Source organism: Actinomadura sp. 9N215 (genome assembly GCF_044326345.1).
GTDB lineage: Bacteria > Actinomycetota > Actinomycetes > Streptosporangiales > Streptosporangiaceae > Spirillospora.
In genome coordinates this window covers 194,211-217,389 of sequence record NZ_JBIRBA010000014.1, presented here as the reverse complement: position 1 = coordinate 217,389, position 23,179 = coordinate 194,211, and the positions used below count along the sequence as shown (strand labels likewise).

Sequence of the window (23,179 nt, the reverse complement as noted above, 5' to 3'; positions counted from 1 at the left end):
ACGCACGGCACACGCAGGACGCACGGCACACGCAGGACGCACGGCACACGCAGATCGTGCGGCGCGCGCGGGCGGCGGGCCGGGGGCGGCGGGCGGACCGTGGCCGCGTCCCTCTCGTGTTTCGTGGCCCGGGACCGCCGACGGCTTGGGAACGGGCATGCGGCGAGCATGTGTCCGGCCACCGGCCACCACAAGTCCCGCGTTTCAGTGAGTGAAACCACGCGGCGGCGCTGCTCGCGGCCGCCGAACGTCCCGTGGTGATCGGGGCGGCGGAGTGGGCCGGGCCCGGACGACGTCGCTGACCTGATCGCGGTGGCCGGGCAACTCGACGCGGCCGGTTACCACCAGCCGTCGAACGACGCGATCGGCTCCCCCACCGGCCATCCCCCGCACGCCGGGATGCTGTCGCCGCACAGCGCTGAAGAACACACGCTCGACCAAGGTGGCGGCGCCTCCGCGAAACGCGGAGAATACGGCGGCATGGATCTCGCTCCGCCGGAGCTCGACCGGCCAGGCGCCGCCCGCCTGTTCGGCAACGACGCGATCAGGGCCGGCTCGGCGGCGGAGCCGCCGGACGCGGTCGAGCCGCGGGACGCGGCCAACGGCGTGCGGGCGCTCGACGCACCGCCGCTCATCGAGGCCCCGATCACGGAGCACGGAAGGTCCCCGATCACGGGGCGCGGAAAGGCCCCGATCACGGGCCATGGGAGAGGTCCGCGATGCCGTTGACCAGGCCCGCCGCCGGTTCTCCCGCGCTTGCCGACGGGCGCGATCAGGGTGACCATCGGGGTATGGACCTCCAGCCCGCGGGCGAGGAGCCGCCGCGGTCGGTGCTGGCCCGCGGCCTCAGCCTGCTGGACGCGTTCGGATCCGGCGACACCGAGCTGAACCTGACGCAGCTGTCCGCCCGCACCGGCCTGCCGAAACCGACCGCGCACCGGCTGCTGGGCGAGTTGGTGAGGTGGGGAGGCGTCGAGCGCACCGAGTCCGGCTACCGGCTGAGCATGCGGCTGTTCGTCCTGGGCCAGCGGGCGCCGCGGCCGCGCGGGCTGCGCGAAGCCGCGCTCCCCTACCTGGAGGACCTGTACGAGGCGACGCACGAGAACATCCACCTCGCCGTCCTGGACGGGACGGACACGCTGTTCCTGGAGAAGGTCAGCGGGCGCCGTTCCATGCCCATCGTGTCGCGGGTGGGCGGCCGGCTGCCCGCGTACTGCACGGCGACCGGGAAGCTGTTCCTCGCCTTCGGCCCGCCCGAGCGGCTGGAGAGCGTCCTGGACGCGGGCCTGGTCCGCTACACGCCGCACACGATCGTCATGCCGGGGCTGCTGAAGCGCGAGCTGGCCCGCACCGCGGACCGCGGTTACGCCGTCAACCGGGAGGAGTCGGAGGCCGGGGTGTCCGCCGTGGCGGCGCCGATCCTCGACCTCCGGCGCCGCGTGATCGCCGCGATCTCCATCACCGGGAACGTGTGCCGGCTCGATCTGGACCGGCTGGCCCCGGCCGTCCGGACGGCCGCGCTGGCGCTGTCGAGGGAGCTGGCCCGGGAGCCGGCCGGTGACGTGAAAACGGGGATTCCCCGGTGATCTTTCGATACCGGGGAATCCCCGATTTTCCATGCACCGGCAGCCCTGTGCCGGGTCTGGAAGCGGCCGCGCCCGCTTTGTGAGCCATTTCACTGACGGCGAGTTCGCGTGCAGCGATGCCTTCAGTGGCGCCTTCAGCGGCGGCTCGTGCGCGGCCTCACATCATGAGCCGAAAGGCCGGGGAGCGCCCTTCTTACCGGCGCCGGGGCCCCAGTCGAGGACTTCCCACTTGACGCCCTTCAGGTGTCCCTCGCCACCACCGGCGTTGTACTTGCTCTTGGGCTTCCCACCGTCGAGCAGGTACCGGAAGGTGTAGGTGTCGAGGTCGAGCATGACGCCGTTGTGCGACGGCCTGCCCGGCCCGCGGTCACCGACGAAGCCCGTGATGCTGCGGCCCTTGTAGGTGACCTTGACCTTGGTGTGCATGGGCCAGCTGGGGCTGGCGAACAGGCCCTTCTGCATCGGCTTCCCGCCGGCGGGCGCGCCGGTGTCGCCGTTCACGCCGGACCCGTCGTCCCAGAAGTAGGACGCGGTCGTCTTACCGCTGAGCAGCACGTTCCGGTCCTTCTTCGCGCGCTTGCTGTCGGACGCGGAGTCGCCCTTCGAGTCGGACTTCGCGTCGCTCCTGTCCGAGTGCTTCTCGGAGGCCTTGTGCTGGCCGGTGGCCACGGCCTCCTGGGACAGGTTCGGATTCTCGCTGGGAGCGGAGTCATCGCTGGCGGCGGCTACGCCGGCCACGAGCATGCCCGCGAGGGCGGTGCCGGTGACGCCGGTGAGGATGACGTTGATCGCTCGCTGCTGCATGAATTTCCTTCGTTCGGGGTACAGGGCTGCCGTTCGGCGCCGGGCGGCGTAAAGCCGGGATCCGGGCAAGGGGGAACGGCTCCGAGACTCAGGACTCGGGAGATGCCGCCGCGAAGAACACCCGCATGGAACGGTCCACGGACATGGCGGACCGCGCCCGTGATCAACGGCGCACGATCGTCTTCGGACGTGCGTGTGTCACGGACTTCGATGAAGCGGGAGAAGTGCCGACCGGGGGCTCATGGGCCCCACACGGTTGCGCGGCCGGTGCATGGTACGGCCGCAGTTCGGCGCTGTGATCCCGCCTGGCGGGCGGGACGCGACGGCTATGCGATTGGCCGGGTCAACGGTTCATGACCCTGACCTGGGGTTGACTATATACGGCATTACCGTGCTTTCGCCAAACGGGGGATTTCTTTACCTTTGAGAAGGTAGATCTTTTTGCCGGAACTAAGCCGGAACGCCTTTCCCATAGGGGTTCCGGGCCAGTCGCCTTGGACCGTCCGCCGGAAAAAGGATCTTTAACCTCGCGACTCCGAGCCCCGCGCGGGCGTGGTCGGCACCTTCTCGTGGCTCACACCTGAGGCGCGGATGCCCGGGCCATGCCCCTGAAGGGGCGAGGCCTTCAGGACGGCGACAGGGCCGTCACGGCGGGGCGAACGTCCAGTCAGGGCAGGGAGCAGCGCCGTCAAGGCGACGGGCAGCGCCTCCGGGGCCGAGGGGCACAGCGCCTCCGGGGCCGAGGGGCAGCGCCTCCGGGGGGCAAGGAGCAGCGCCTCCGGGGCCGGAAGAAGAGTCGGGGCGGGAAGGGCCGTCAAGGCGGGAGAAGCGGGGAACTCGCGAACGCTGAGCGATGAATGAGGTCGTGCAAAGCGCGGGCTAGGGTCGCCCGCTCAGACGGGCTCGCGCCCTGGGGCCGATTAGGCGCGCGGTGAGTGGCGACTTGGGTACGCACCGTCCAGGTCCTGAGAACCCCCGCGGCACGGACAGTGCGGGGGTTCTGCGCCGGGTCAGCGCGGTGGGTAGACCGGCGCGGGCACGAGCGGCGTCGGCCCCGTCCCACTGATGTACACCGAGGCATCCGGCTGCTGCGGGATGAACGGTGACTCAGCGTAAGTTGGCTGCCCGAACGGAGACACCGCGGCCACCACGGGTCCCTGCGCCGCCGGGACGGCCTGGGCCGTGGGCGGTGGGACGGAGGGCGGCACGTGGGTGCCGTCGGTCCGGCGAGGCTCCCCGGACGGCGCGGCGTCCCGCCCCAGGCGGCGTTCGGCCAGCAAGGCCATCAGCGCGCGCGCGGCGTCGGCGTCCATCCGAAGCAGGACGCTGGGCGTCCCCGCCTGGTCGACGAAAGGGGAGATCGAGGGGTCGGTAGGCAGCTGCGGAAGCGCGGCTCGCATCTCCTCGCGGAGATCCTGGGCCAGTCGCAGCGCCTGTCGGTCACTGTCGCTCAAGTGTGCGTTCATCGCGATCTCCGGGGAGTTCACGTGCGGGAGGTCCGCGCTCATCCTGCTAGGAATGGCGTGCAGGTGCAAGAGCTAATGCACGTGCATTTTTAGCCGGCCTCCCCCCGTAACCCCGCCGTCCCTCGCTCGTTCACGATCACTCCATCCCGCGCTTGCCTGGCGTCCAGAACGGTTTGACCAGCACGGATCTGCGCGGCCAGCCCCGTTCGCGCACCAGGTGGGCGCGGACGGCCTGCACGGTGCGTGCCTCTCCGGCCACGTACGCGATTCCCGGCTCCGCCGGCAGTTCCAGGCCGCGCACGGCGTCGACGAGCGTTTCCGAACCGGCGGCCGAGGCGTCCCCGCGATGGCGCCAGGTCAGCTCGTCGCCACGCGGCAGCGGCAGCCGATCTTCCGGGTGAGCGACCTCGATCACGCCATGCACCGGGTCGTCCCGTCCCACCGCACGGAGCATGGCGCCGAACGCCACCGAGGCCGTCTCCTCGCCGGCGAACACGTGGTAGGCGGCCGGACGCAGTCCGAAGGTCCCCTCCGGCTTGCCGAAGACGACCTCCTGCCCCGGCCGGGCGTCCCGGAGCCAGCGCACGCCGGGTGCGTCCGCGTCATGGTCCATGACGCACAACTCCATGACACCGGCGTCCGCGTCGTACTCCCACACCGAGTAGGTGCGCAGCGCATGGAGGACGGCTCCGCTGACCCATGTCCGGGCGGCTGTGACGTTGACCACATGCATGCGGACCTGCTGACCGGGCGTCCAGTCCAGACCGGGTACGCCGCCGATGCGGATCCACCGCATCCGTCCGGGGCCTGGGCGAACCTCCTCGATGCGGCCGCGCACGAACATCAGGTCGAGAATCCGCCCACGGACACCACGGGCGCTCACTCCAGCCGCCACCGTCTCTCCTCGCGATATATCTCATTGATCCGGAGACACGATATATCTCTAGTTGCCTCCACGCCAGAGATCCCGCGACCGGCGACCGTGGAAACGCCGTCCAGGAATCTGAGGCACGGGCACATCGACCGGCGAACGCCGAACGCCACCCAGACGGCATCAACGCAATGCCATCGGCATCGACGCAATCCCAGCGACGCCAACGCGCCCCCCTCGCGACGCCAACGCGACCACAACGGTGTCAGTGCGACCCCCAGCGACGTCAACGCGGCCCCAGCGACGTCAATGCGGCCCCAGCGAGGTCAACGCGATCCGTCGGCATCAACGCGATCTCTGCTTCGCCGACGCGATCCGAACGGCGCCGACGGGCGATCCCGGCCGCACCGGGGCGATCCTGGCGACGGGGTGAGCCTCCGGCACCGAGCCCTGGCGGGACGGGCATCCTGGACGGGTGACAGACATGCTCAGCGTCCGAGCCCTCAACCGAGCCACGCTCGCACGGCAGCTCCTGCTCGCGCGGGAGCCGATCGCGGTCACCGAGGCGGTGCGGCGGCTGTGCGGGATGCAGGCGCAGGAGCCCAAACCGCCCTTCCTGGGGCTCTGGACGCGACTGGACGGCTTCCAGGTGTCCGACCTGTATGCCGCACTGCACGACCGGTCGATCGTCCGCGCCACGATGCTGCGCGCCACGCTCCACTTGATGACGGGCGACGACTACAGGGCGTTCCGCACGGCGATGCAGCCGATGCTGGACGGTTCACTCCGCGTCCTGGGCGACCGCGCCGAAGGATTGGATCTGCAAAGGGTCGTCCCGGCGGCGCGTGCGCTCCTCGAACAGGAACCCCGCACGTTCAACGAAGTGCGTGCGCTGCTCCAAGAAGAGTTCCCGGACGTCAACGATCGGGCCCTTGGCTACGCCGTCCGGCTCTGCGTGCCACTGGTCATGGTTCCGACCCAAGACAGGTGGGGTTTCCCCCGTACGTCGCAGTTCACGCTGGCCGAAAGCTGGCTGGGCGCCGCCCCTGCGTCGGAACCCGCGACAGAGGAACTGATGCTCCGTTACTTGGCGGCCTATGGGCCAGCGTCGGCCGCTGATGCACAAACGTGGTCCGGGCTGCCCGCGACCGGCGAGGCGTTGGAACGGCTACGTCCCGGCCTCCGTGTCTTCACCGACGACAAGGGCCGGGAACTGTTCGACCTCCCCGACGCCCCACGGCCCGGTGAGGACGTCTCGGCACCGGCACGGTTCCTGCCCGAGTTCGACAGCCTCGTCCTGGCGCACGCCGACCGCAGGCGCATCATCGCCGACGCGCACCGTCCGTCCCTCACCACGAAGAACCTTCGCGTCCGGGCCGTCTTCCTCTGGGATGGCTTCGCGCGCGGCATCTGGGAGACCGAGTACAAGCGGAAGGTCGCCACACTGCGGCTGCGCCCCTTCGAGCCCCTCCCGAAGGCGGCCGTCGACGATCTGACCACTGAAGGGGAGTCACTCCTACATTTCATCGAACCGGACGCAAAGGAAGCAGTCGTGTCCGTCGTCGAAGATGAATGACGCACACCGCAGGCGATCGTCCGTCCCCGCCGTGTGAGTCGCGTTCGGTTGTGCGCGGCAGACCTTATCGATCCGGCCTGTCCGGCGGAAGCGTCCATACGCCGCCACATGCGGACATGACACTGTGAGCGTGGACAACTTCGAATAGTGATCAATCCGATACCTGCACTGATTGAAAGATCCACCAGATGGGTTCAAGCTGTCTCCGACGTCTGGAATGCCCCGCCCGTTCCTTCCGACCGCCGACAGGACACGACCAATGTTCGAGATCTGGGAGACGAGCGAGCCGGCCCGGCTCATCAGCGACGCGGGGAGCCTGAAGGTGGCGCTGGAGAAGGTCGACACGATGTGCCGGCTCCGCCACGACCAGGCCGTGGCGCACGTCGGCGAGGCCGGAGAGGGCTACCACTTCGAGATCAGGAACCGCGAAGGCAAGGCCCTCGCGCGGCTCAGCTACGTCCCGGACACGTCCCGCGCCTACCAGAGCGTCGTGGTCGAGGAGATGCGCGGCGACGACGACTAGGACCGCCGGCTCGGCCCTTCTCAGCCCCTGACCGAAAACGGCCAGGGGCTTACACATGCCGCCACTCCGTCCGCATCACCGAGGCCGCCCGAACGGCCGGGCCTGTCCAGACGGCCGGGCCCGGTCCGCACCCCTGGGTCCCGTCCACACCACCGGGTCCGGTCCACACAGGCCCCTCCGAACGACCGGGTCCGTCCGCACCTCTGGGCCCGTCCCACATTGCCGGGGCCGGTCCACATTGCCGGGCCGGTCCACTTTGCCGGGCCGGTCCACTCGAGCGGGTCTGGGCCACACGACCGGGTCTGGTCCACACGACCGGGGTCGGTCCATGGAGCCGGGTCTGTCCTCACCGGCGGGTGCTCCGCATGCGAACCGGCCAAGGGTTTCCTGTGCCGACGGCCCTGTCCGTGTCGGTGAGGCGCGAGTCTGTCGTCGTCGGATGGCAGGATGCGTGGTGACCATGTGACGCCGGACGACGGGAGTGCCGTGCGGAACACGTGGCAGCGTTCACGGCCCGGGGCGGCGGCGACCGGGGCCTCACTCGCGGAGGCCGCGAACGAATTGACGACAGCGGCCGTACGCGCGCTGGCCCGAAGCGACCCCGCCTCCTTCAACCGCTTCGTTGCCGACCTCATAACACCCCCAAGCACGATCGGCGGGGGCGCATGGAGGCTCGCCGCCGACCGCTGTCTCACCGCCCGGATGCGACAGGCGGTCACCACGGCCTGGGAACGTGGTTGGCAACCGGCCGATGTGGTCAGGTTCACGTCCCGTCGTCGTACGGCCAGGCACGCACGTCTGGCAACGGACGCGATCGCAGGCGAACTGCGAACCTATTCAGGCGCGAGCGTGGACGACCGATGGCGCGAGCAACTCGCCGTCCTCCGAGCGGAAACGTGGTGGGTGGACGACGACGAGTACTCAGACGCCTGGTGCGTACGCGAAGGCGTGGAACGTGGGGTCTACGTTGCGTCCGCGGTGGAACTCGTCCACCTGCTGGAGTGCCTGCCAAGGCTGCCGAGCATGCGCCCTCCCCCGGGCACGTCCGGCGACGGAGGCGCACCTAGCACGGACCGTCCCAGCGCATCGACGGCATCACGCGACCGAGCACGAGAGGTCGACCAGCGGATCCTCGGCAAGGTCAGGGCACTCCTGGCCAAGGCCGAGTCGACCGAATTCCCCGAGGAGGCAGAGGCGCTCAGCGCGCGCGCCCAGGAGCTGATGGCGCGGCACAGCATCGACCATGCGGTGCTGGCCGCGGAGACCGGCGATACGGGCGGTCCCGCCGGACGACGCATCCCGGTGGACAACCCCTACGACGCGCCGAAGGCTGTTCTGCTCACGGTCGTGGCCGATGCCAACCGCTGCCGGGCCGTGTGGCATCGAGAACTGGGATTTTCCACGGTCCTGGGGTTCCCTGCCGATCTGGCGGCGGTGGAGATGATGTTCACGTCGCTGCTCGTCCAGGCGACGTCCGCCATGGTCCATGCGGGTCCCAGGCGCGATGCGCGGGGACGGTCACGGACGCGTTCGTTCCGCCACGCCTTCCTGAACGCCTACGCCGCCCGTATCGGGGAGCGGCTGCGAGAGGCGGCGAACCGGGCGGCCGCGGGCGCAGGAGGGAAGGATCTGCTTCCCGTGCTGGCCGCGCGCGACCGAGCCGTCGAACAGGCCGTCGACACGATGTTCCCGAACCTCGCCAAGGGACGGTCGGGTTCGGTGTCCAACTACGAAGGCTGGGTGGCCGGGCGGGCGGCCGCGGACCTGGCCAGCTTGAACGGACGCCTCGAGGTCACCGGGGCGTTCCGCCGTACCTAGCGCACGGCGTCCCCCCGGGGGGCGAGGGGGACATCCGATCATGTGTTCGTTCTTCCTTTTCCTTGTCTCGGGAGCGGTCAGGCCTTCCGGCGCCGGGTGTTACCACCCCGGCCCCGCAGCTCCACGCCTGCCTCCTTCAGGACGTTGTAGATGAACCCGTACGACCGGCCGGTCTCGGCGGCCAGATCACGGATGCTCTCTCCGGACTGGTACCGCGGAGCCAGTACCTTGGCGAGCCGCAGGCGTTCCTCACCGACGACGCGGGTGCCCCTAGACATTGTTCGGGCCACGGGGACCTCCTGTTCGCAAGGCTGTGTAGCGGGGGCCGTCCCCGCAGCTCACAGCAGTGTTGATCTCCCCAACGTACACATTCCCCTGATTACGGCGTCGATGCCGCGCGAATCACCGCGAATTCGGCCGAAGCTGGTCTTTTTCGTGGTGAACGGCGTGTCGCCGCCGGACGGGACGCCCCGGAAGCCTCCCACCGGACCACCCGCCGCCCCCTCAACGGCGAACACGACCGCGACCGCCGCCCGCACCAGCCCGGCCCAGCACCAGGAGCCACGATCCAGCGGCCCCCACGATCAAGAATCAGCCCAGGTCAGACCCCCTGAGCGCACGATCATGCCTGGCCCCTGCCCTCGCCCGGCGGCGCAGCCCGCAACCACAATCACGGCGACGGCCGCCTCGGGTCCCGCGAATCAGCCCAGGCCACCTCCACCACCCACCCCACGCGCAGGACCACAACTATCCCCCGGGCCGGGCCGGGCCCGCGCCCGGCCACCGAAACGGCAACGCCGGACCCACCAACCAAAGCCTGAGACAGCCCGGCACCCACAAGGACGAATCGCGCGCCCGACCCGAGACTTGGCTGGTCGTCGGCTGGATGACCTCGGGCCGGTCCGGGCGCAGACAAGTCCGGCTCATCTACCTGCATCGCACTACGATTGCCGCGGAGACAGCGGAAACGGCGGAGACGGGCGGCAGCCCTGGAGATCGGGAAGACGGCGCCGGGCCTGACGCGGTTGACTGCCGGCCAACAGATCGTGCACGTGGAGGACGCCATGCCCGAGGACGCAACGACAGAGTTCTGGAAGAGCCTGAAGCCGCTCGAGAACTCTCAGAAGCCGGACGCCTTGCCCGAGCTCTACCTGTCGAAGGTCGCCACCGACGACGACCGCTACTACGTGCCGTTCACCGAGACCGTCGGCTCGCGCCCCCTCTGGATCAACGTCAAGGACAACTCCTGGTCGGACATCCTGCGCGCCACCAGCGCGGGCCTGGTGAACCGGCACTACCACCCACATGAAGTGTTCGCCTACACCATCTCCGGCAAGTGGGGTTATCTCGAACGTCCCTGGACCGCGACCGCCGGGGACTTCATCTACGAGGCGCCCGGCGAGGGCCACACGCTCGTCGCCTACGAGAGCGGTGAGCCGATGAAGACGATGTTCATCGTGAAGGGTCCGCTCATCTGGCTGGACGAGAACGGTGAGGCGGACGGCTACTTCGACGTCCACGACTACATCGCTATGTGCCGCGAGCACTTCGAGAAGGTCGGCCTAGGGGCAGACTTCATCGACCCCCTCTTCCGCTAGGGGAACGACGACCAAACTCGGCCTCCTTCACCGCACCCAAGAGAAGCACTCCGGAGGAGGCCGAGAGGGGCCTCCACCCCGGGCAACATCCAGTGGAACGAACACGCCCCCACAACAGACCCTGGAAATCGTCGTCGGCCTCGGAAGAATCCCCCTCCCCCAACCTCGCCGTCGACGCCGAGACCGCCCTAGAACGTAACTAGCTCACGGCCGCTGGCAGCCCACAGATCGCCGCCTGGGACAAGTCCCGGGACCCTCCCACAGCGATCCAGACGACTCGCCGACCTCACCGACAGCGACACCGTCACGCCGTCGCCAGCCAGGCCCACCACCCGCCCCTTCACCAGCCCGACCTTTCACCAGCCCGCCCTCCCCTAGCCCGCCCTTCACCAGCCCGCCCTTCACCGGCTTGCCGCGATTCACACCCAGTGCCGCCGCCGTCCCCCGCCCGCGAGCGCAAGTTATCCACAGACCGGGCTTCTGCTGCCTCCGGCCGATCCGGCAGCGCATGCTGGGCAGGACTGTCGCGGCTAGGAAGGAGCGGCCTGATGGCCACGATCACGTTCCCGGTTCCGTCCACCACGACCTCCCGGTTCGCCGTCGCCGCCGATAGCGTCCCGCAGGACCTCGCCGACCTGCTCCATCGAACGAAGCCCGCCCCATTCCACGCCCACATCGCCGGACGGATCGGCTCGCCCCAACTGCAGGTCACCCGGGAAGACCTCAGATGCCTGCGCTGGGACCCAGGCCAGATCAAGGCGGCCCAGCCCGAAGACCGGCAGGCCGCCCGCGCCTTCAACGACGCGGCCGAGTTCGCCGTCGTCACCGCCTTCGCGCCCATCACCGACCAGCCCCGCGGCGTCCAGGTCGCCCGTTCCGCCGCGTGCGCCATCGCCGAAGCGGTCGGCGGGGTCACGGCCGACCTCGTCACCGGCCGCATCCTGTCCCCGTCCACCACCGAGAGGACGCGTTTCGTGCTCGCCGACCATTGGCGCGGCGACGTCCTGCCGCCGTTCCGCTCCAACGGTCATTGCACCGCCGCGGAGCCCGAACTGGACCCCGAGGGCGTGAACGGCTGCGCCTGCGTCCGCCTGCGCACCCGCGGCCTCCGCCGCTTCGGCCTGCCCGAGCTCCAGATCCGCGACGTCGCCTGCCCGCACGACCTGGCCGCTCTCAACGTCCTGCGCACCACCGCCCGACGGCTCCTGACCGAACACTGGTCCTGGCTCGCCACCGGCCCGGCCGCCCGAACCCGGACGATCCCCGACAACCTGTACCTCGCGCACAGCGACTTCGACGACTTCTGGGGCTCCAGGCGCCGCGCCCACCTCAGATCTCCGTCCCCGTTCCAAGTGCGCCTCTCCCTACTGGCCCCGCGCCTCCTCACCGTTGACCCGCCCGCGGACTTCGAGGGCACGATCAACGACTGGCTGTGGGGCGACACACTGCCCCTGGGCATGTACGACGTCCTGGAATCCCCCGCAGACCCGTTCCCCACCGCCGCCTGACCACAAAGCGGGAGAGGCGACGTCCAACCCACCACTCCAACCCTGAAGTCCTCAACGAACCAACAGCGCGCGCGACCTCCGCCAGCGCGCGCGACCTCCGCTCGACCGAACCCGCGGCGGCACCTCGATCACCGAGGCGCTCACACAGGCTCCGGTTGCGACCAATCACCGAGGAGAACCGGCCACCCGCCATGCGGCTCCAGCTCGATCCGTACCTATGGGCCCGCTCCTATAGGACGAGAACGAGGTGTTCGACAACGCCGAGGACACGGCCAAACAAATCACCGATCCGATTGCCGCCCGCCCGTCACCCCACCCACCACGCTGATCCGCATCCCGCCAGAACGGATCCGCCCTGACCACCCACACCCTCGCCCCGTGAGCAGCACGTGCATGCCCACACCATGCGCTTCGCGGAGGGCCTCCCCGGCGGCGGTCTCAAGGATGTTCCACGTCGACCAGCGCGTCGGGCTGGACGAGGTTCTTCGCCGCAACGCTCCGTACGCCCGCAGGCGGCCGTGTGGCCAGTCTCCCGTTGGCCAGCACCTCCTTGGAACACACAATCCAGGGAACAACCCGGCTCGTCGAAAACATGAGCGCCGCCCGCCCCGCGGCCCCACGGCCCCACGGCCCCAGACTCCAGGGAACAACCCGGCTCGTCGAAACGTGAGCGCCGTCCCGCCACCGGAGACGCCCCCCATCGCCTCCACTCTCGCCCAACAGCACAACCACGCCTCAAAGCCAAGAAGCCGACACGCGACCGCGACACTGTCCACACCACGGAGTCCAGGAACAGCCAAGTCGCCATAGACACGGGTACCGCCCCGGCCGCCCGCTGACCGTCTCTAGCGCGTCCCATGCGCTAGGTCAACGGCACAGCCAGGCCCTCAGCGCCGACGACCTCCGGACGGGCGCGACGCCGTCCTGCACGGACTCCGGGGATGGCGAGTTCGCCAAGACGTGGGGCGTCCGATCACCGGTAGCCGCCTCCTGTGCCGCGGCCAGTCGGCCTCGTCCGCCGAGGCGGCCTCGTCGTGCAGCGCCGCGATCGCCGCCTGCACGTGCGGTTGTGCGGTGCGCGCCGGTCCCCGGCCGCGTCCCGGTGGCGATGGTAGGCCGGTTCGGATGGCCGGGATCGTGCCGGACCGGGTCGACAAGGTGTACTCGGCACGTCACGGCTCGGGCCGGTGGTCCCCCGCGCGCCGCCGGCCACCGCCCCGGCCAGGCGGATCTCGAAGAAGCTTCGTGATCGACGACGCCGAGTGAGACATAACACATCAGGGCGGTTACTCAGGCATGCCTTGCGAGATCTCACAAGGCAGGTCGAGCACCTGCCGGATTACGCGCACCTCTCAGGCAACCAGAACATCTCCAAGTCGCGTCGCCGGTCAATCTCCTCTGAACAGGCCAAATGCCGGCTGTGCAAATTGCGCGGCTCATGCGACGAACACTGTCGCGATACATACGGACGATTCGGATATGACAGTCATATCGACCGGGGTGCCGATAGTCGACTTCGAATGATCTTCCATTCGACTGCGAACATTGCTCAACGCTCCGTAGCCGAAGTGACTACGATCGGCATTCTCACGGTGACCGACGCGATCCCCCCGGGGCGAAGATGAACCGTTTCCTAGCACAGCCCGCACCTGCCGTATTGATCAGCGACTTGATTCGCTGCACCAGCGGAGTGCTGGGTTGTACGGCCTTGGTCGGCGCCATCTCCATTGGTCTGGCCACGCCCGTCGACGCGTTCACGCTCGCGTCGCCGGAGCCGCGCAGGTCCATACCGCCGATCTGCCGTCACGCCGTGATCGTCGGTGACAGGCACACGGCGCAGAAGTGCAAGGAGGCATGGCTGGCGATGTACGAGAGGTCTCGCAGACGATCGGGACGCGGACGCGAATTCGCCCGCCGGGGCGACCGATTCGACTGGAAGCTCAAGGTCAGAGGACGGTCCCCATCGCCAAGGCAGCCCGAAGCGCCCGCCCCCGGGCCCACGGTGTCGGATGCCCCGAGTACGGCGGCTCCGGCACCGAAACGCCCGAAGACCGCCACGCCGCGCGTCCCCTCCCCGATGCCGACTCGCACCCGAGGCCAGGCCCAGGACCTCGACTCACGTCCGTCCTCACTGCAGCCGGTGCTGCTGCTCGGCCTGCTCCTGCCCGCCGCGGCGGCGATCTGCTATCCGTTCCGGCACCGCATCTACGCCGCGGCGGGGCTGCCCGCATTCTCCGCGACCATTGCCGCGACCGGCGGGCCTCCGCCCGCCCGGTACACCTATCAAGCCGCGATCGACCCGTTCGCCGCTCCGGCCACCGGTCTCGCCGGCCCTGGCGCCGTCTCCACCGCCCGGATACTGGCTCTCACAGCCCTCGACGAGCACAGCGAAAGCTCTCTTGTGGTCGTCCCGCGGCCTGACGCCACGGTCCTCTTCGGCCTGGGCGAGGACGAACTCCTCGACGACGACACCGCCGGCCTCTTCATTCCCGGCAACCTCGACGCCGCCCTCGCCTACCTCGAGACCGAACTCGCGATCCGCCGGAACACAGGTGCCACGCAGGGACGACGCCTCCTCCTGGTGGCCGACTGCGCAGGCGAGGCCGAACGAATCAGAGCCCTCCTCGATCGCCACCCAGGCGGCCTTTCCGCAGTCCTCCTCGGCGCCTGGACAGGAGATCAAGCGGCCATTGACGACGAGGGCCTGGTCGACGCCCCTCCAGCGCTGGCCTCCACCCTCCCGGCGAGGCTGCCCGCGATATCCCGCACCGAGGCCCGCGACCGCCTGCTCGCGGCTCTGGCCCGCCAGTACAACGACCAGAAACCCGCCTCCAGGCGCCGCTCCGCCCCACGCCGTCCTTGACCACCCGCACCCACCCACCGATCAACGAACCTCCAGTCACGCTCGACTCCCACCCCCAGCCCGACGCTACGGCGGTGGATGGGATCGTTTAGGACGGCGCTCGGTTTTGCCTTGCGATTTCCGCCCTGACGGCGGAGAGGCCCTTCATCGCGCGGCTGAGCGGGCCGATGTCCGGCGGCAGGTCGGTCTCTCCGTCCAGGTAGGCGGTGCAGCGGAGCAGCCAGCCGCGGACGACGTCCTCGATCCGTGTCTCGGAGCGTCGTGTGCGTTTCAGGGCCAGTTCGCGTTTCTCCTCGGCGACCTGGCGGACCAGGTCCTCGTCCGCTCCGAGGGCGTGGACGTCCTCAAGCGAATAGCGGCCCAGCCGGTCCGTCGCGAGGCCGCGCTCGCCGGCGACACGGTCGAACGTCTTCCGGGGCCAGGCGAGGATCATCGCGGCGCCGCCGGCGTCGACCGTGTCGATCAGCGGGCCCTTCCGGGCGGCGACCACCGATCGCACGGAGGCGGGGTCGAGGCGGTCCAGGTCGCGCAGGAGGTAGACCGGAAACCCGCGGAAGCTGCTGATGACGTTGAGGTCTCCCTGCGCGACCAGAACCTCCACGTCGCGCCGCTCGACGTCGAGGCCCAGTCGCGCGGCCAGCCTCGCGGCGGCCCGGGCGGATCCGATCGGCGGGTCGTCGCCGAATCGTGCGATGACGTGCTCGCCGCGTCCCCGGCACTCCTCGGCGAGGCTCGCGGACCATCGCTCGCCGTCGAGATCCGGCGCCGGAATGATGCCGTGCTCCCGGCCGACGCGCATCTGCCATCGGGCGAGCCCGAGACGGCCGGCGAACTGGTTGGCCCCGTATTGGTCACGAGTGATCTGTGCGGGCATTGCCGTGCCTTTCTTTCGGCGATGGACGTTGACTCGACTTAGCTTCGCCCACGGGGCCTGCGAAGGGCGCAAGAACTTGGTTCTGTGGATAACCCGGTGGGCGATTTGTCATGTCTTATCAGTGCATTTCTTAACTTGTATGCGGAGTTCGGCGTGCCAGGCTGTGAGGATGAACGCGATACAGCGGCTCGGGATCGGGCTGGCGGCGCTTGGGCGGCCGGCGTACATCAACGTGGGCCGAGCGGACGAATTGCCGCGTCACCGGAGCGTGGAGCGGATGCGCGCGGCGACTTGGGACGTCCTCGACGCGGCCTACGCGGCCGGCATCCGGTGGGTGGACGCGGCGCGGTCGTACGGCAGGGCCGAGGAGTTCCTCGGTGGTTGGCTCACCGCACGGGCCCCAGAAGACGTGACGGTATCGAGCAAGTGGGGATACGCCTACGTCGGCGAATGGAAGACCGACGCGCCAGTGCACGAGGTGAAGGAGCACAGTCTCGACCGTTACGAGGCCCAATATGAGGAGACACGCGCTCTTCTCAACGGATATCTCTCCGTCTACCAGGTGCATTCGCTCACCGAAGAGAGCCCCTTGTTCAAGGACGCGCGGCTACAGGCCGTTGTTGCGGAAGCGGCCGCGGACGGTGTCCGGGTGGGCTTCTCCACGTCGGGTCCAGGGCAGGCCGACACGATCCGTCGCGCCATGGCGCTGGAAGTGTCCGGGCAGCGGCTCTTCAGTACCGTCCAGTCGACGTGGAACATCCTTGAGACCTCCGCCGGGGAGGCCCTCCGCGAAGCGCATGGTGTGGGCATGCATGTGCTGCTCAAGGAGGTGCTGGCCAACGGAAGACTGGCCACACGGCCGCCTGCGGGCGTACGGAACGTTGCGGCGAAGAACCTCGTCCAGCCCGACGCGCTGGCGCTTGCCGCAGCCCTCAGCCGGCCATGGGCGGACAAGGTTCTCATCGGCCCGGTCAGTCCCGCACAGCTAGCCGCCAACCTCGCTGCGGCAGAGGTGTCGCTCGACGACGACCTCGACGTCCTGGCCGGCCTGAGCGTCCCACCCGAAATCTATTGGGCCGAACGGAGTGCGCTTCCCTGGACGTGAAGGGCCATCCGGTCGGACGAGCGGCGAGGGCATGACACGATTGAGCGCGCCCCAGCATGATCGGATATCCATGCAGTCAGAGCTTCCGCAGAAGATCGGCCCGTACCGCGTGGTCGCGCGGCTCGGCTCCGGTGGGATGGGCGAGGTGTTCCTCGGGGCGTCGCAGAGCAGACGGCTGGTCGCGGTGAAGGTCATCCGGCCGGAGCTCCTGGACGATCCCAGATGGCGGGCGAGGTTCCGCCGCGAGGTGACCTCCGCGCAGTCGGTCAGCGGCTTCTACACGGCGCCCGTCGTCGACGCCGATCCGGACGCGGACCAGCCGTGGCTGGCGACGCAGTACATCCGGGGCGTGAGCCTTTCCAAGGTCGTCCAGGAAAAGGGTCCGCTCCGCGAACAGGCCGCGTGCCAGTTGGGCGCCGGGCTGGCCGAGGCTCTGATCGCCATCCATCGCGCGGGGATCGTCCACCGGGATTTGAAGCCGTCGAACGTCCTGCTCGCTTCGGACGGGCCGAGGGTCATCGATTTCGGCATCGCCCGGCCGCTTGACGCGCTGCCTCTGTCGAGGACGGAGATTCTGGGGACGCCGGCGTACATGTCCCCGGAGCAGGCTCTCGGCGACCCCGTCGCCCCGCAGAGCGACGTGTTCTCCCTCGGCTCGACTCTCGTGTACGCGGCGACCGGTGCGGCACCGTTCGGGACCGGCCACAAGGTGCGCGCCCGAATCGTCCATCGTGCACCGGACCTCGACCGGCTGCCCGATCCCATGCGCGGGCTGGTGACACGCTGCCTGGTGAAGGAGCCTGGGGAACGTCCGTCGCCGGAGCAGGTCCTCGTCGCGTTGTCCACGCTGCTGGACGCTCACTACGGCGAGGAGTGGCCCCCTGTAGACGTCGAGCAGTTGATCGGTGTGCAGGAGCGGACGCTGGTCGAGGTCACTGCGGAACTCCCCACTCTCCGCGAACCGCACGGATAAGGGCCTGGGAGAGGACTCCCGCAAGGCCGCGGTAGGGAGTCTCTTGCTGCCTCCGCGAGGTCACGCCGGTGGGTGCGGGCAAGGGTCTTCACGAGGCGCCTGCGCCAAGCCCAAGGCTAGGCCTGTGCACACTGCGGTCTGTCTCAGGGCAAGCCGTCCACGAGCGCGTCCCAGAAGGCGGTCTCGTACGCGTGCAAGAGGCGGGCTGCGCGGACGGCCTCTTCCGGGTCGTCTCCGGAGGCGAGACCGGAAGCGATGACGTCCAGGGCCTGTTCCTCGAAGCCGGGCGGTGACCCGGCGAAGAAAGTGAAGAACCCGACGTCCTTCTCTTGGAAGCCGTAGTGGGCCCGGAGGGCTCGCGCGGTACGGGAACAGTACGCGCCCCACTCCTCCAGGTTGGCCAGCATGGCGAGAGCCACCTCGCTCGCGGTTCCGAAGGCCGCCCTCTGCGCGAGGTAGGCCGGATAGACCTGCGCGAACGGTCTCGGCTCGTACGCGCTGAGATTCTCGTCACTTTCGCCGAGCGCGGCCGCGAAGTCGTCGAGGAGCGCCAGCGCCCGTCCCTCGCCCTGCGCGAGCCCGAGGAACAGCTCACCGGCGGGCGCTTCGGGAAACCGCGCGGCGAGCAAGGCGAAACTCCGCCGATCGCTGCCGACGATCCGGTACTCCTCCGCGGCCAGCCAGATCAGGCGTTCCCGGGGCATCCCGCCTGATTCCAGCACGTCGACGAAGCGGTTCGGGGTCGTCGCGTCCGCGATCTGGCGGCGCGCGCGGGCGGCGAGCTCAGTGGCGGTGTGTCCGGACATGGATCCACCGGACCACCCGCGCGCGCCCGCCGTCAACGAGGCGGCCGCCGATCGGCGTGTGTGATCACCTGGATACGATGACGAGCGGAACATCTACGCAGGTGTTGGACGCAGTTGGGAGTGAGCGCGCATGTCGGATTTCGAGCTCGGCCACGCGGGCGGCCGGATGCCCCTGGAGGTGACCGAGTCGACCGAGGGCCCCTCGGGACTGGTCGTGGGCAGCCTCCTCAAGGAGACCGGTCACGTCACGCTCGATCCCGGCTTCACCAACACCGCGTCCACCACGTCGGCGATCACCTACATCGACGGTGAGGCGGGCATCCTGCGCTACCGGGGCTACCCGATCGAGGAACTTGCGGAGCGGTCGTCCTTCCTTGAGGTCGCCTACCTGCTGATCTACGGCGAGCTGCCGACACCCGACCAGTTGAGCGAGTTCACCGACCACGTCCGCAATCACACGCTGCTCGACGAGAAGTTCCGCGCGTTCTTCTCCGCCTTCCCGCGCAGGGCGCATCCGATGGCGGTGCTGTCGTCGGCGGTCAGCGCGCTGTCGACGTTCTACCAGGACAGCCTCGACCCCTTCGACCCCGAACAGGTCGACCAGTCGAGCGTCAGGCTCATCGCCAAGCTCCCCACCATTGCGGCCTACGCGTACAAGACGTCCAACGGTCAGCCGCTGCTGTACCCGGACAACTCCCTCGGGTACATCGAGAACTTCCTGCGCATGACGTTCGGGCTCCCAACGCAGCCGTACGAGATCGACCCGGAGATCGTGCGCGTCCTGGACATGCTGTTCGTCCTGCACGCCGACCATGAGCAGAACTGTTCGACGTCCACCGTGCGGCTGGTCGGGTCCAGCCAGGCGAACCTTTTCTCGTCCGTGTCAGCCGGGGTGGACGCCCTGTTCGGCCCGCTGCACGGCGGCGCCAACCAGGCCGTCCTGGAGATGCTGGAGCGCATCCACGAGAGCGGGGACGATGTCGACTCGTTCGTGGAACGCGTCAAACGCAAGGAGCCCGGCGTCAAGCTGATGGGTTTCGGGCACCGCGTCTACCGCAACTACGACCCGCGCGCCGCGGTCGTGAAGAAGGCGACGGGCAAGGTCCTGGACGCTCTCGGCAAATCCGACCCGCTGCTGGACCTTGCCATGCGCCTGGAGGAGGTCGCGCTGAGCGACGACTACTTCGTCGAGCGCAAGCTCTACCCGAACGTGGACTTCTACACCGGCGTCATCTACAAGGCGATGGGTTTCCCCACCAACGCGTTCACCGTGCTGTTCGCGCTCGGACGGCTGCCCGGGTGGATCGCCCAGTGGCGCGAGATGATGAACGACACGTCCACGAAGATCGGCCGTCCGCGCCAGGTGTACGTGGGGCCGGGCGAGCGCCACTACGTGGAGGCGTCCGCCCGCTGACAGGCTCCCGCCCCCAGGCCGCGTATCTGGCTGTGGGGCGGGCTTTCAGCGTCACGCGCGTAGAGCGGGCGGGTTCGCGAACCCGTCCGCTCTTGACCGCGTTCTGGGGTCAGCCGGGTTAGCCTGAAGGCGGCGACTCCCCAGCGGAAGGCGGCTCCCACGAATGCCCTCCCTTGTCGAGAAGAAGCTGTCGAGCCTGGATTTCTGGGCGAAACCCCAAGCCGAGCGGGACGAGTTCTTCACCGCGCTCCGGGCGGAGGACAGGCCGGTGTTCTGTCCCATGCCTGACGGGCCCGGGTTCTACGCGCTGACCCGGTACGAGCAGGTGGCGGAGGCGAGCCGCAAACCGGAGGTGTTCAGCTCCGCGCCCACCGCCGTCGGCCTCGTCGATCCGCCGCCCCAGCTCACCGAGTACGTCGGCTCGATGATCAGCATGGACGATCCGCGGCACGCCAGGCTCCGCCGGATCGTCTCCCGCTCCTTCACACCGCGGCTGATCGAACGGGTCACCGGAGACGTCGCGGCCCTGGCACGCCGCATCGTCGACCAACTGGCCGAGCGGGGACCCTGCGACTTCGTCGAGCACGTCGCCCTACCGATGCCCCTGCAAATCATCTGCTCGATGATGGGCATCCCCGACTCGGAATACGACGACGTCATCGACGCCACCAACCTCGTCTTGGCCGTCGGTGATCCGGACTACGTCAGCGCGGACGGCAGAGACCGCACGACCATCCTCGCCGAGAAATTCTCCTACCTGCACGGGCTCATGGCCGACCTCGGCCGGCTGCGCCGCGAGAAGCCCGCCGACGACCTGGTCACCGCGCTGACGAACGCGAACGTGGACGGCGAGGCCCTCGACGACGGCGACCTCGGGCGCTTCTTCGCCCTGCTCGTGATCGCCGGCAACGAGACGACCCGCAACGCGCTGTCCCACGCCGTCGCCCTGCTCACCGAGCACGCCGCCCAGAGGGACGTTCTCGTCGCCGACCTGGACGGACGGCTGCCGAGCGCCGTCGAGGAGATCGTCCGCTACGCCTCGCCGGTGACGTGGATGCGCCGCACCCTGTCCCGCGACCACGAACTGCAGGGCCACGTCTACCGTTCGGGCGACCGCGTGATCCTTTACTACAACTCGGCCAACCGGGACGAGAACGTGTTCAAGGATCCCCATGTGTTCGACATAACGCGCTCCCCCAACCCGCACGTGGGTTTCGGGTCCCCCGGACCGCATTTCTGCCTCGGCGCCCACCTGGCCCGCCGCGAGGTGACGGTGCTGCTCCGCGAGCTGTACACGCGTCTGCCGAATCTTCACGCCACGGAGGCGCCGGTCCGGCAACGCAGCAGCTTCATCAACGGGATCAAAGCCCTGCCCTGCGCATTCTGATCGCCTTTATTCTGACATTCCCGATTATTCCCCGGGAGGTTATCCACAGAGTTCGCTTTCCCTTCTTCCGCTCGCGAATCTCCTCGAAGCTGGACTCCACCAGCCGGTTCAAGGCCCGAGGAGACCGCCATGCCCGTCACGATCACCGTTCCCGAAGAGACGTCCGCCGGCTTCGTCGTCGCCACCGACAGGGACCCCGGCGACCTCCCCGCGGCGATCCTGCGGCGGCTCCCCGGCCCGTTCGCCGCGGCGGTGTCGATCCGACTCGGCACGCCCCGCCTCGCCCTGACCTGCCACCCCGCGGCGGACTCCCCGTGGGACCTCAGCGGTGTGACGGGCGCCGACGAGGACGACGCCGACCGGGTCCGGCAGGCCACGCGCCATGTCGGCGTCACGTCCGTCCTGCCGGTCAGCGACCTGCCGTCGGGGCCGCACCTCGCCCGCGCCGCCGCCATGACGATCGCCGAATCACTCTGCGGCGTCCCCGTGGACCTCGCCTCCACCGAGGTCCAGCCCATCGTGCCGTTCGGACGCTTCGACGAGTTCGTCCTCGCCGACGGCTGGCTCGGCGCCTCGCTGCCGCCCTACCGGAACTCCGGCGGCTGCACGGCCGAGGAGGACGACATCGACGGCTGCGCCTGCGTCGAGCTCACCACCCGCGGCCTGCACCGATTCGGGCTGCCGGAACTGGAGATCACCGGCGTCGCCTGCCCGCATGACCTGGCCGCGCTCAACGTCCTCCGCACGACCGCGCAACGGCTGCTCCCCCTGGGCAGGCATCCGGGCGAGCACACCCTGCCCGCCGAACTGTTGCTCACGAGCATCGACTTCGCGGCGTACTGGGGAAACCGCGACCCGATGTGGGACGACGGGCCCCTCTCCATACACCTGACGGAGGCGGCCCCCAACCGCCTGGCCATCCGACCGCCGGCGGGCTTCCCCGGCACGCTGAACGAGTGGCTCTGGGACGAACTCCCTCCCGTCCTGCACGAACTCCTCAGCTGCGAAGCCGACCACGCCGCCCCAACGTGACGGCCTGTCCCACGGGCGCGCCGACTCGCCGCAGGGTCTGCGGCGCCCGGCGGGTGATGAGCCTGGGCCCTGAGGCGCTAGCGTCGGCCGGCATGGAGAACGATCGAGCGCCGGGGTCGTTGGCGGAAGTGCTGGCGGACGTCGCGGCTGAACGGGATGCCCAGGATCGGATGTGGGGCGTCCAGGAGTTCCCCGATGGAAGCGGGCCCGAGTTCGCCGAAAGTGCGGAGAGGGCAAAACGGGAATGCGCCGCGGCCTGGTCACGTGGAGAGCTGACGTGGCGGCATATTCTGACCGAGGAGTTCTTCGAAGCACTCGCCGAATCGGATCCCAGCGCTCTTCGGACCGAGCTCGTCCAGACGGCGGCGGTCGCGGTGAAGTGGATCCAGTCCTTGGACCGCCGCCACGGCGCCACGGCGCACCAAACCAGGGCGGGCTCCGGACGCGCCGAGAAACTCGTCCGGGACCGCGTACCCGAGATCATCAGGGTGGACGGACGGCTGCCGGAGACCCGCACCGCCCCACCCGACGAGCACGCCGGACTGCTGCGCGCCAAGCTCTACGAGGAGGCCGGTGAGTATGTCGCGAGCGGAGACCCCGCCGAGCTCTCTGACCTTCTGGAGGTCGTCCACGCCCTTGCGGCACTTCATGGAGTCACCCCGGGCGAACTGGAGGAGCAGCGTTCGGCCAAGGCGGCGGCGCGCGGAGGCTTCTCGAACCGCACCGTCCTCCGCCTGAAGGAGTGAGACACGCCCACATGGCGACGCGTCGGGAGAGCGCCTTGCGGGTGGGTCGGCGGGCGCCGCGCTGACCGCGGCGGCGCGCCGACCGAAGCGGCGCCTTGGCCGGAGCGGCGCGCTGACCGGAGCGGCGCGCTGACCAGGGCGGCGCGTTCACCAGGGCAGCGCGCTGAGCAAGGCGGCGCGTTCACCAGGGCGGCGCGTTGGCCGAGGTGGCGCGCTGACCGGGGCGGCG

Annotated in this window: 20 protein-coding genes; 14 read left to right on the top strand and 6 right to left on the bottom strand. The window is 69.3% G+C overall.

Going from position 1 to position 23,179, the window contains the following annotated elements:
• Nucleotides 1–312 precede the first annotated feature (312 nt).
• Complete coding sequence (locus ACH34T_RS23700; RefSeq protein WP_396023083.1) at nucleotides 313–729, top strand: hypothetical protein; 417 nt, start codon at nucleotides 313–315, stop codon at nucleotides 727–729.
• A 62-nt stretch (nucleotides 730–791) separates the two neighbouring features.
• Complete coding sequence (locus tag ACH34T_RS23695; protein ID WP_396023082.1) at nucleotides 792–1,586, top strand: IclR family transcriptional regulator; 795 nt, start codon at nucleotides 792–794, stop codon at nucleotides 1,584–1,586.
• A gap of 162 nt (nucleotides 1,587–1,748) precedes the next feature.
• On the opposite strand, the gene ACH34T_RS23690 is transcribed toward ACH34T_RS23695, so the two are convergent.
• The 3 genes from ACH34T_RS23690 to ACH34T_RS23680 form a co-directional block, all read right to left on the bottom strand.
• Nucleotides 1,749–2,390, bottom strand: coding sequence for a hypothetical protein (locus tag ACH34T_RS23690; protein ID WP_396023081.1), 642 nt, complete (start codon nucleotides 2,388–2,390; stop codon nucleotides 1,749–1,751).
• 1,010 nt (nucleotides 2,391–3,400) lie between these two features.
• Nucleotides 3,401–3,856 (bottom strand): hypothetical protein, encoded by a 456-nt coding sequence (locus tag ACH34T_RS23685; protein ID WP_396023080.1) that lies wholly within the window; start codon nucleotides 3,854–3,856, stop codon nucleotides 3,401–3,403.
• A gap of 136 nt (nucleotides 3,857–3,992) precedes the next feature.
• Nucleotides 3,993–4,751, bottom strand: coding sequence for a siderophore-interacting protein (locus ACH34T_RS23680; protein WP_396023079.1), 759 nt, complete (start codon nucleotides 4,749–4,751; stop codon nucleotides 3,993–3,995).
• 460 nt (nucleotides 4,752–5,211) lie between these two features.
• On the opposite strand from ACH34T_RS23680, the gene ACH34T_RS23675 reads away from it, so the two are divergent.
• From ACH34T_RS23675 to ACH34T_RS23665, 3 genes are all read left to right on the top strand, one after another.
• Nucleotides 5,212–6,303 (top strand): winged helix DNA-binding domain-containing protein, encoded by a 1,092-nt coding sequence (locus tag ACH34T_RS23675; RefSeq protein ID WP_396023114.1) that lies wholly within the window; start codon nucleotides 5,212–5,214, stop codon nucleotides 6,301–6,303.
• 259 nt (nucleotides 6,304–6,562) lie between these two features.
• Nucleotides 6,563–6,826: a hypothetical protein gene (locus tag ACH34T_RS23670; RefSeq protein ID WP_396023078.1), complete on the top strand. Its 264-nt coding sequence runs from the start codon at nucleotides 6,563–6,565 to the stop codon at nucleotides 6,824–6,826.
• Nucleotides 6,827–7,675: 849 nt separating this feature from the next.
• Nucleotides 7,676–8,644 (top strand): DUF2786 domain-containing protein, encoded by a 969-nt coding sequence (locus tag ACH34T_RS23665; RefSeq protein ID WP_396023077.1) that lies wholly within the window; start codon nucleotides 7,676–7,678, stop codon nucleotides 8,642–8,644.
• Between the two features lie 77 nt (nucleotides 8,645–8,721).
• Here the strand turns inward: ACH34T_RS23665 and ACH34T_RS23660 are convergent, their stop codons facing one another.
• Nucleotides 8,722–8,934, bottom strand: a complete 213-nt coding sequence (locus ACH34T_RS23660) for a helix-turn-helix domain-containing protein (RefSeq protein ID WP_396023076.1) — start codon at nucleotides 8,932–8,934, stop codon at nucleotides 8,722–8,724.
• Nucleotides 8,935–9,708: 774 nt separating this feature from the next.
• Here ACH34T_RS23660 and ACH34T_RS23655 point away from each other — a divergent pair.
• From ACH34T_RS23655 to ACH34T_RS23645, 3 genes are all read left to right on the top strand, one after another.
• A complete protein-coding gene (locus ACH34T_RS23655) occupies nucleotides 9,709–10,242 on the top strand; it encodes a 2,4'-dihydroxyacetophenone dioxygenase family protein (RefSeq protein ID WP_396023075.1) in 534 nt (177 codons plus the stop codon).
• A gap of 548 nt (nucleotides 10,243–10,790) precedes the next feature.
• A complete protein-coding gene (locus ACH34T_RS23650) occupies nucleotides 10,791–11,750 on the top strand; it encodes a hypothetical protein (protein ID WP_396023074.1) in 960 nt (319 codons plus the stop codon).
• A gap of 2,077 nt (nucleotides 11,751–13,827) precedes the next feature.
• Complete coding sequence (locus ACH34T_RS23645) at nucleotides 13,828–14,613, top strand: hypothetical protein (protein ID WP_396023073.1); 786 nt, start codon at nucleotides 13,828–13,830, stop codon at nucleotides 14,611–14,613.
• Nucleotides 14,614–14,701: 88 nt separating this feature from the next.
• Here the strand turns inward: ACH34T_RS23645 and ACH34T_RS23640 are convergent, their stop codons facing one another.
• On the bottom strand, nucleotides 14,702–15,487 hold the full coding sequence (locus ACH34T_RS23640; protein WP_396023072.1) for a hypothetical protein: 786 nt from the start codon (nucleotides 15,485–15,487) through the stop codon (nucleotides 14,702–14,704).
• Between the two features lie 169 nt (nucleotides 15,488–15,656).
• On the opposite strand from ACH34T_RS23640, the gene ACH34T_RS23635 reads away from it, so the two are divergent.
• Together ACH34T_RS23635 and ACH34T_RS23630 are read left to right on the top strand one after the other, a co-directional pair.
• On the top strand, nucleotides 15,657–16,592 hold the full coding sequence (locus tag ACH34T_RS23635) for an aldo/keto reductase (protein WP_396023071.1): 936 nt from the start codon (nucleotides 15,657–15,659) through the stop codon (nucleotides 16,590–16,592).
• Between the two features lie 70 nt (nucleotides 16,593–16,662).
• On the top strand, nucleotides 16,663–17,565 hold the full coding sequence (locus ACH34T_RS23630) for a serine/threonine-protein kinase (RefSeq protein ID WP_396023070.1): 903 nt from the start codon (nucleotides 16,663–16,665) through the stop codon (nucleotides 17,563–17,565).
• Between the two features lie 143 nt (nucleotides 17,566–17,708).
• Here the strand turns inward: ACH34T_RS23630 and ACH34T_RS23625 are convergent, their stop codons facing one another.
• A complete protein-coding gene (locus ACH34T_RS23625) occupies nucleotides 17,709–18,371 on the bottom strand; it encodes a hypothetical protein (RefSeq protein ID WP_396023069.1) in 663 nt (220 codons plus the stop codon).
• A gap of 130 nt (nucleotides 18,372–18,501) precedes the next feature.
• Here ACH34T_RS23625 and ACH34T_RS23620 point away from each other — a divergent pair, with 130 nt between their 5' ends.
• From ACH34T_RS23620 to ACH34T_RS23605, 4 genes are all read left to right on the top strand, one after another.
• Nucleotides 18,502–19,785, top strand: coding sequence for a citrate synthase (locus ACH34T_RS23620; RefSeq protein ID WP_396023068.1), 1,284 nt, complete (start codon nucleotides 18,502–18,504; stop codon nucleotides 19,783–19,785).
• 163 nt (nucleotides 19,786–19,948) lie between these two features.
• Nucleotides 19,949–21,172, top strand: coding sequence for a cytochrome P450 (locus ACH34T_RS23615; protein ID WP_396023067.1), 1,224 nt, complete (start codon nucleotides 19,949–19,951; stop codon nucleotides 21,170–21,172).
• A gap of 129 nt (nucleotides 21,173–21,301) precedes the next feature.
• A complete protein-coding gene (locus tag ACH34T_RS23610) occupies nucleotides 21,302–22,204 on the top strand; it encodes a hypothetical protein (protein WP_396023066.1) in 903 nt (300 codons plus the stop codon).
• 92 nt (nucleotides 22,205–22,296) lie between these two features.
• Nucleotides 22,297–22,950, top strand: coding sequence for a hypothetical protein (locus tag ACH34T_RS23605; RefSeq protein ID WP_396023065.1), 654 nt, complete (start codon nucleotides 22,297–22,299; stop codon nucleotides 22,948–22,950).
• The last annotated feature ends 229 nt before the right edge of the window (nucleotides 22,951–23,179 follow it).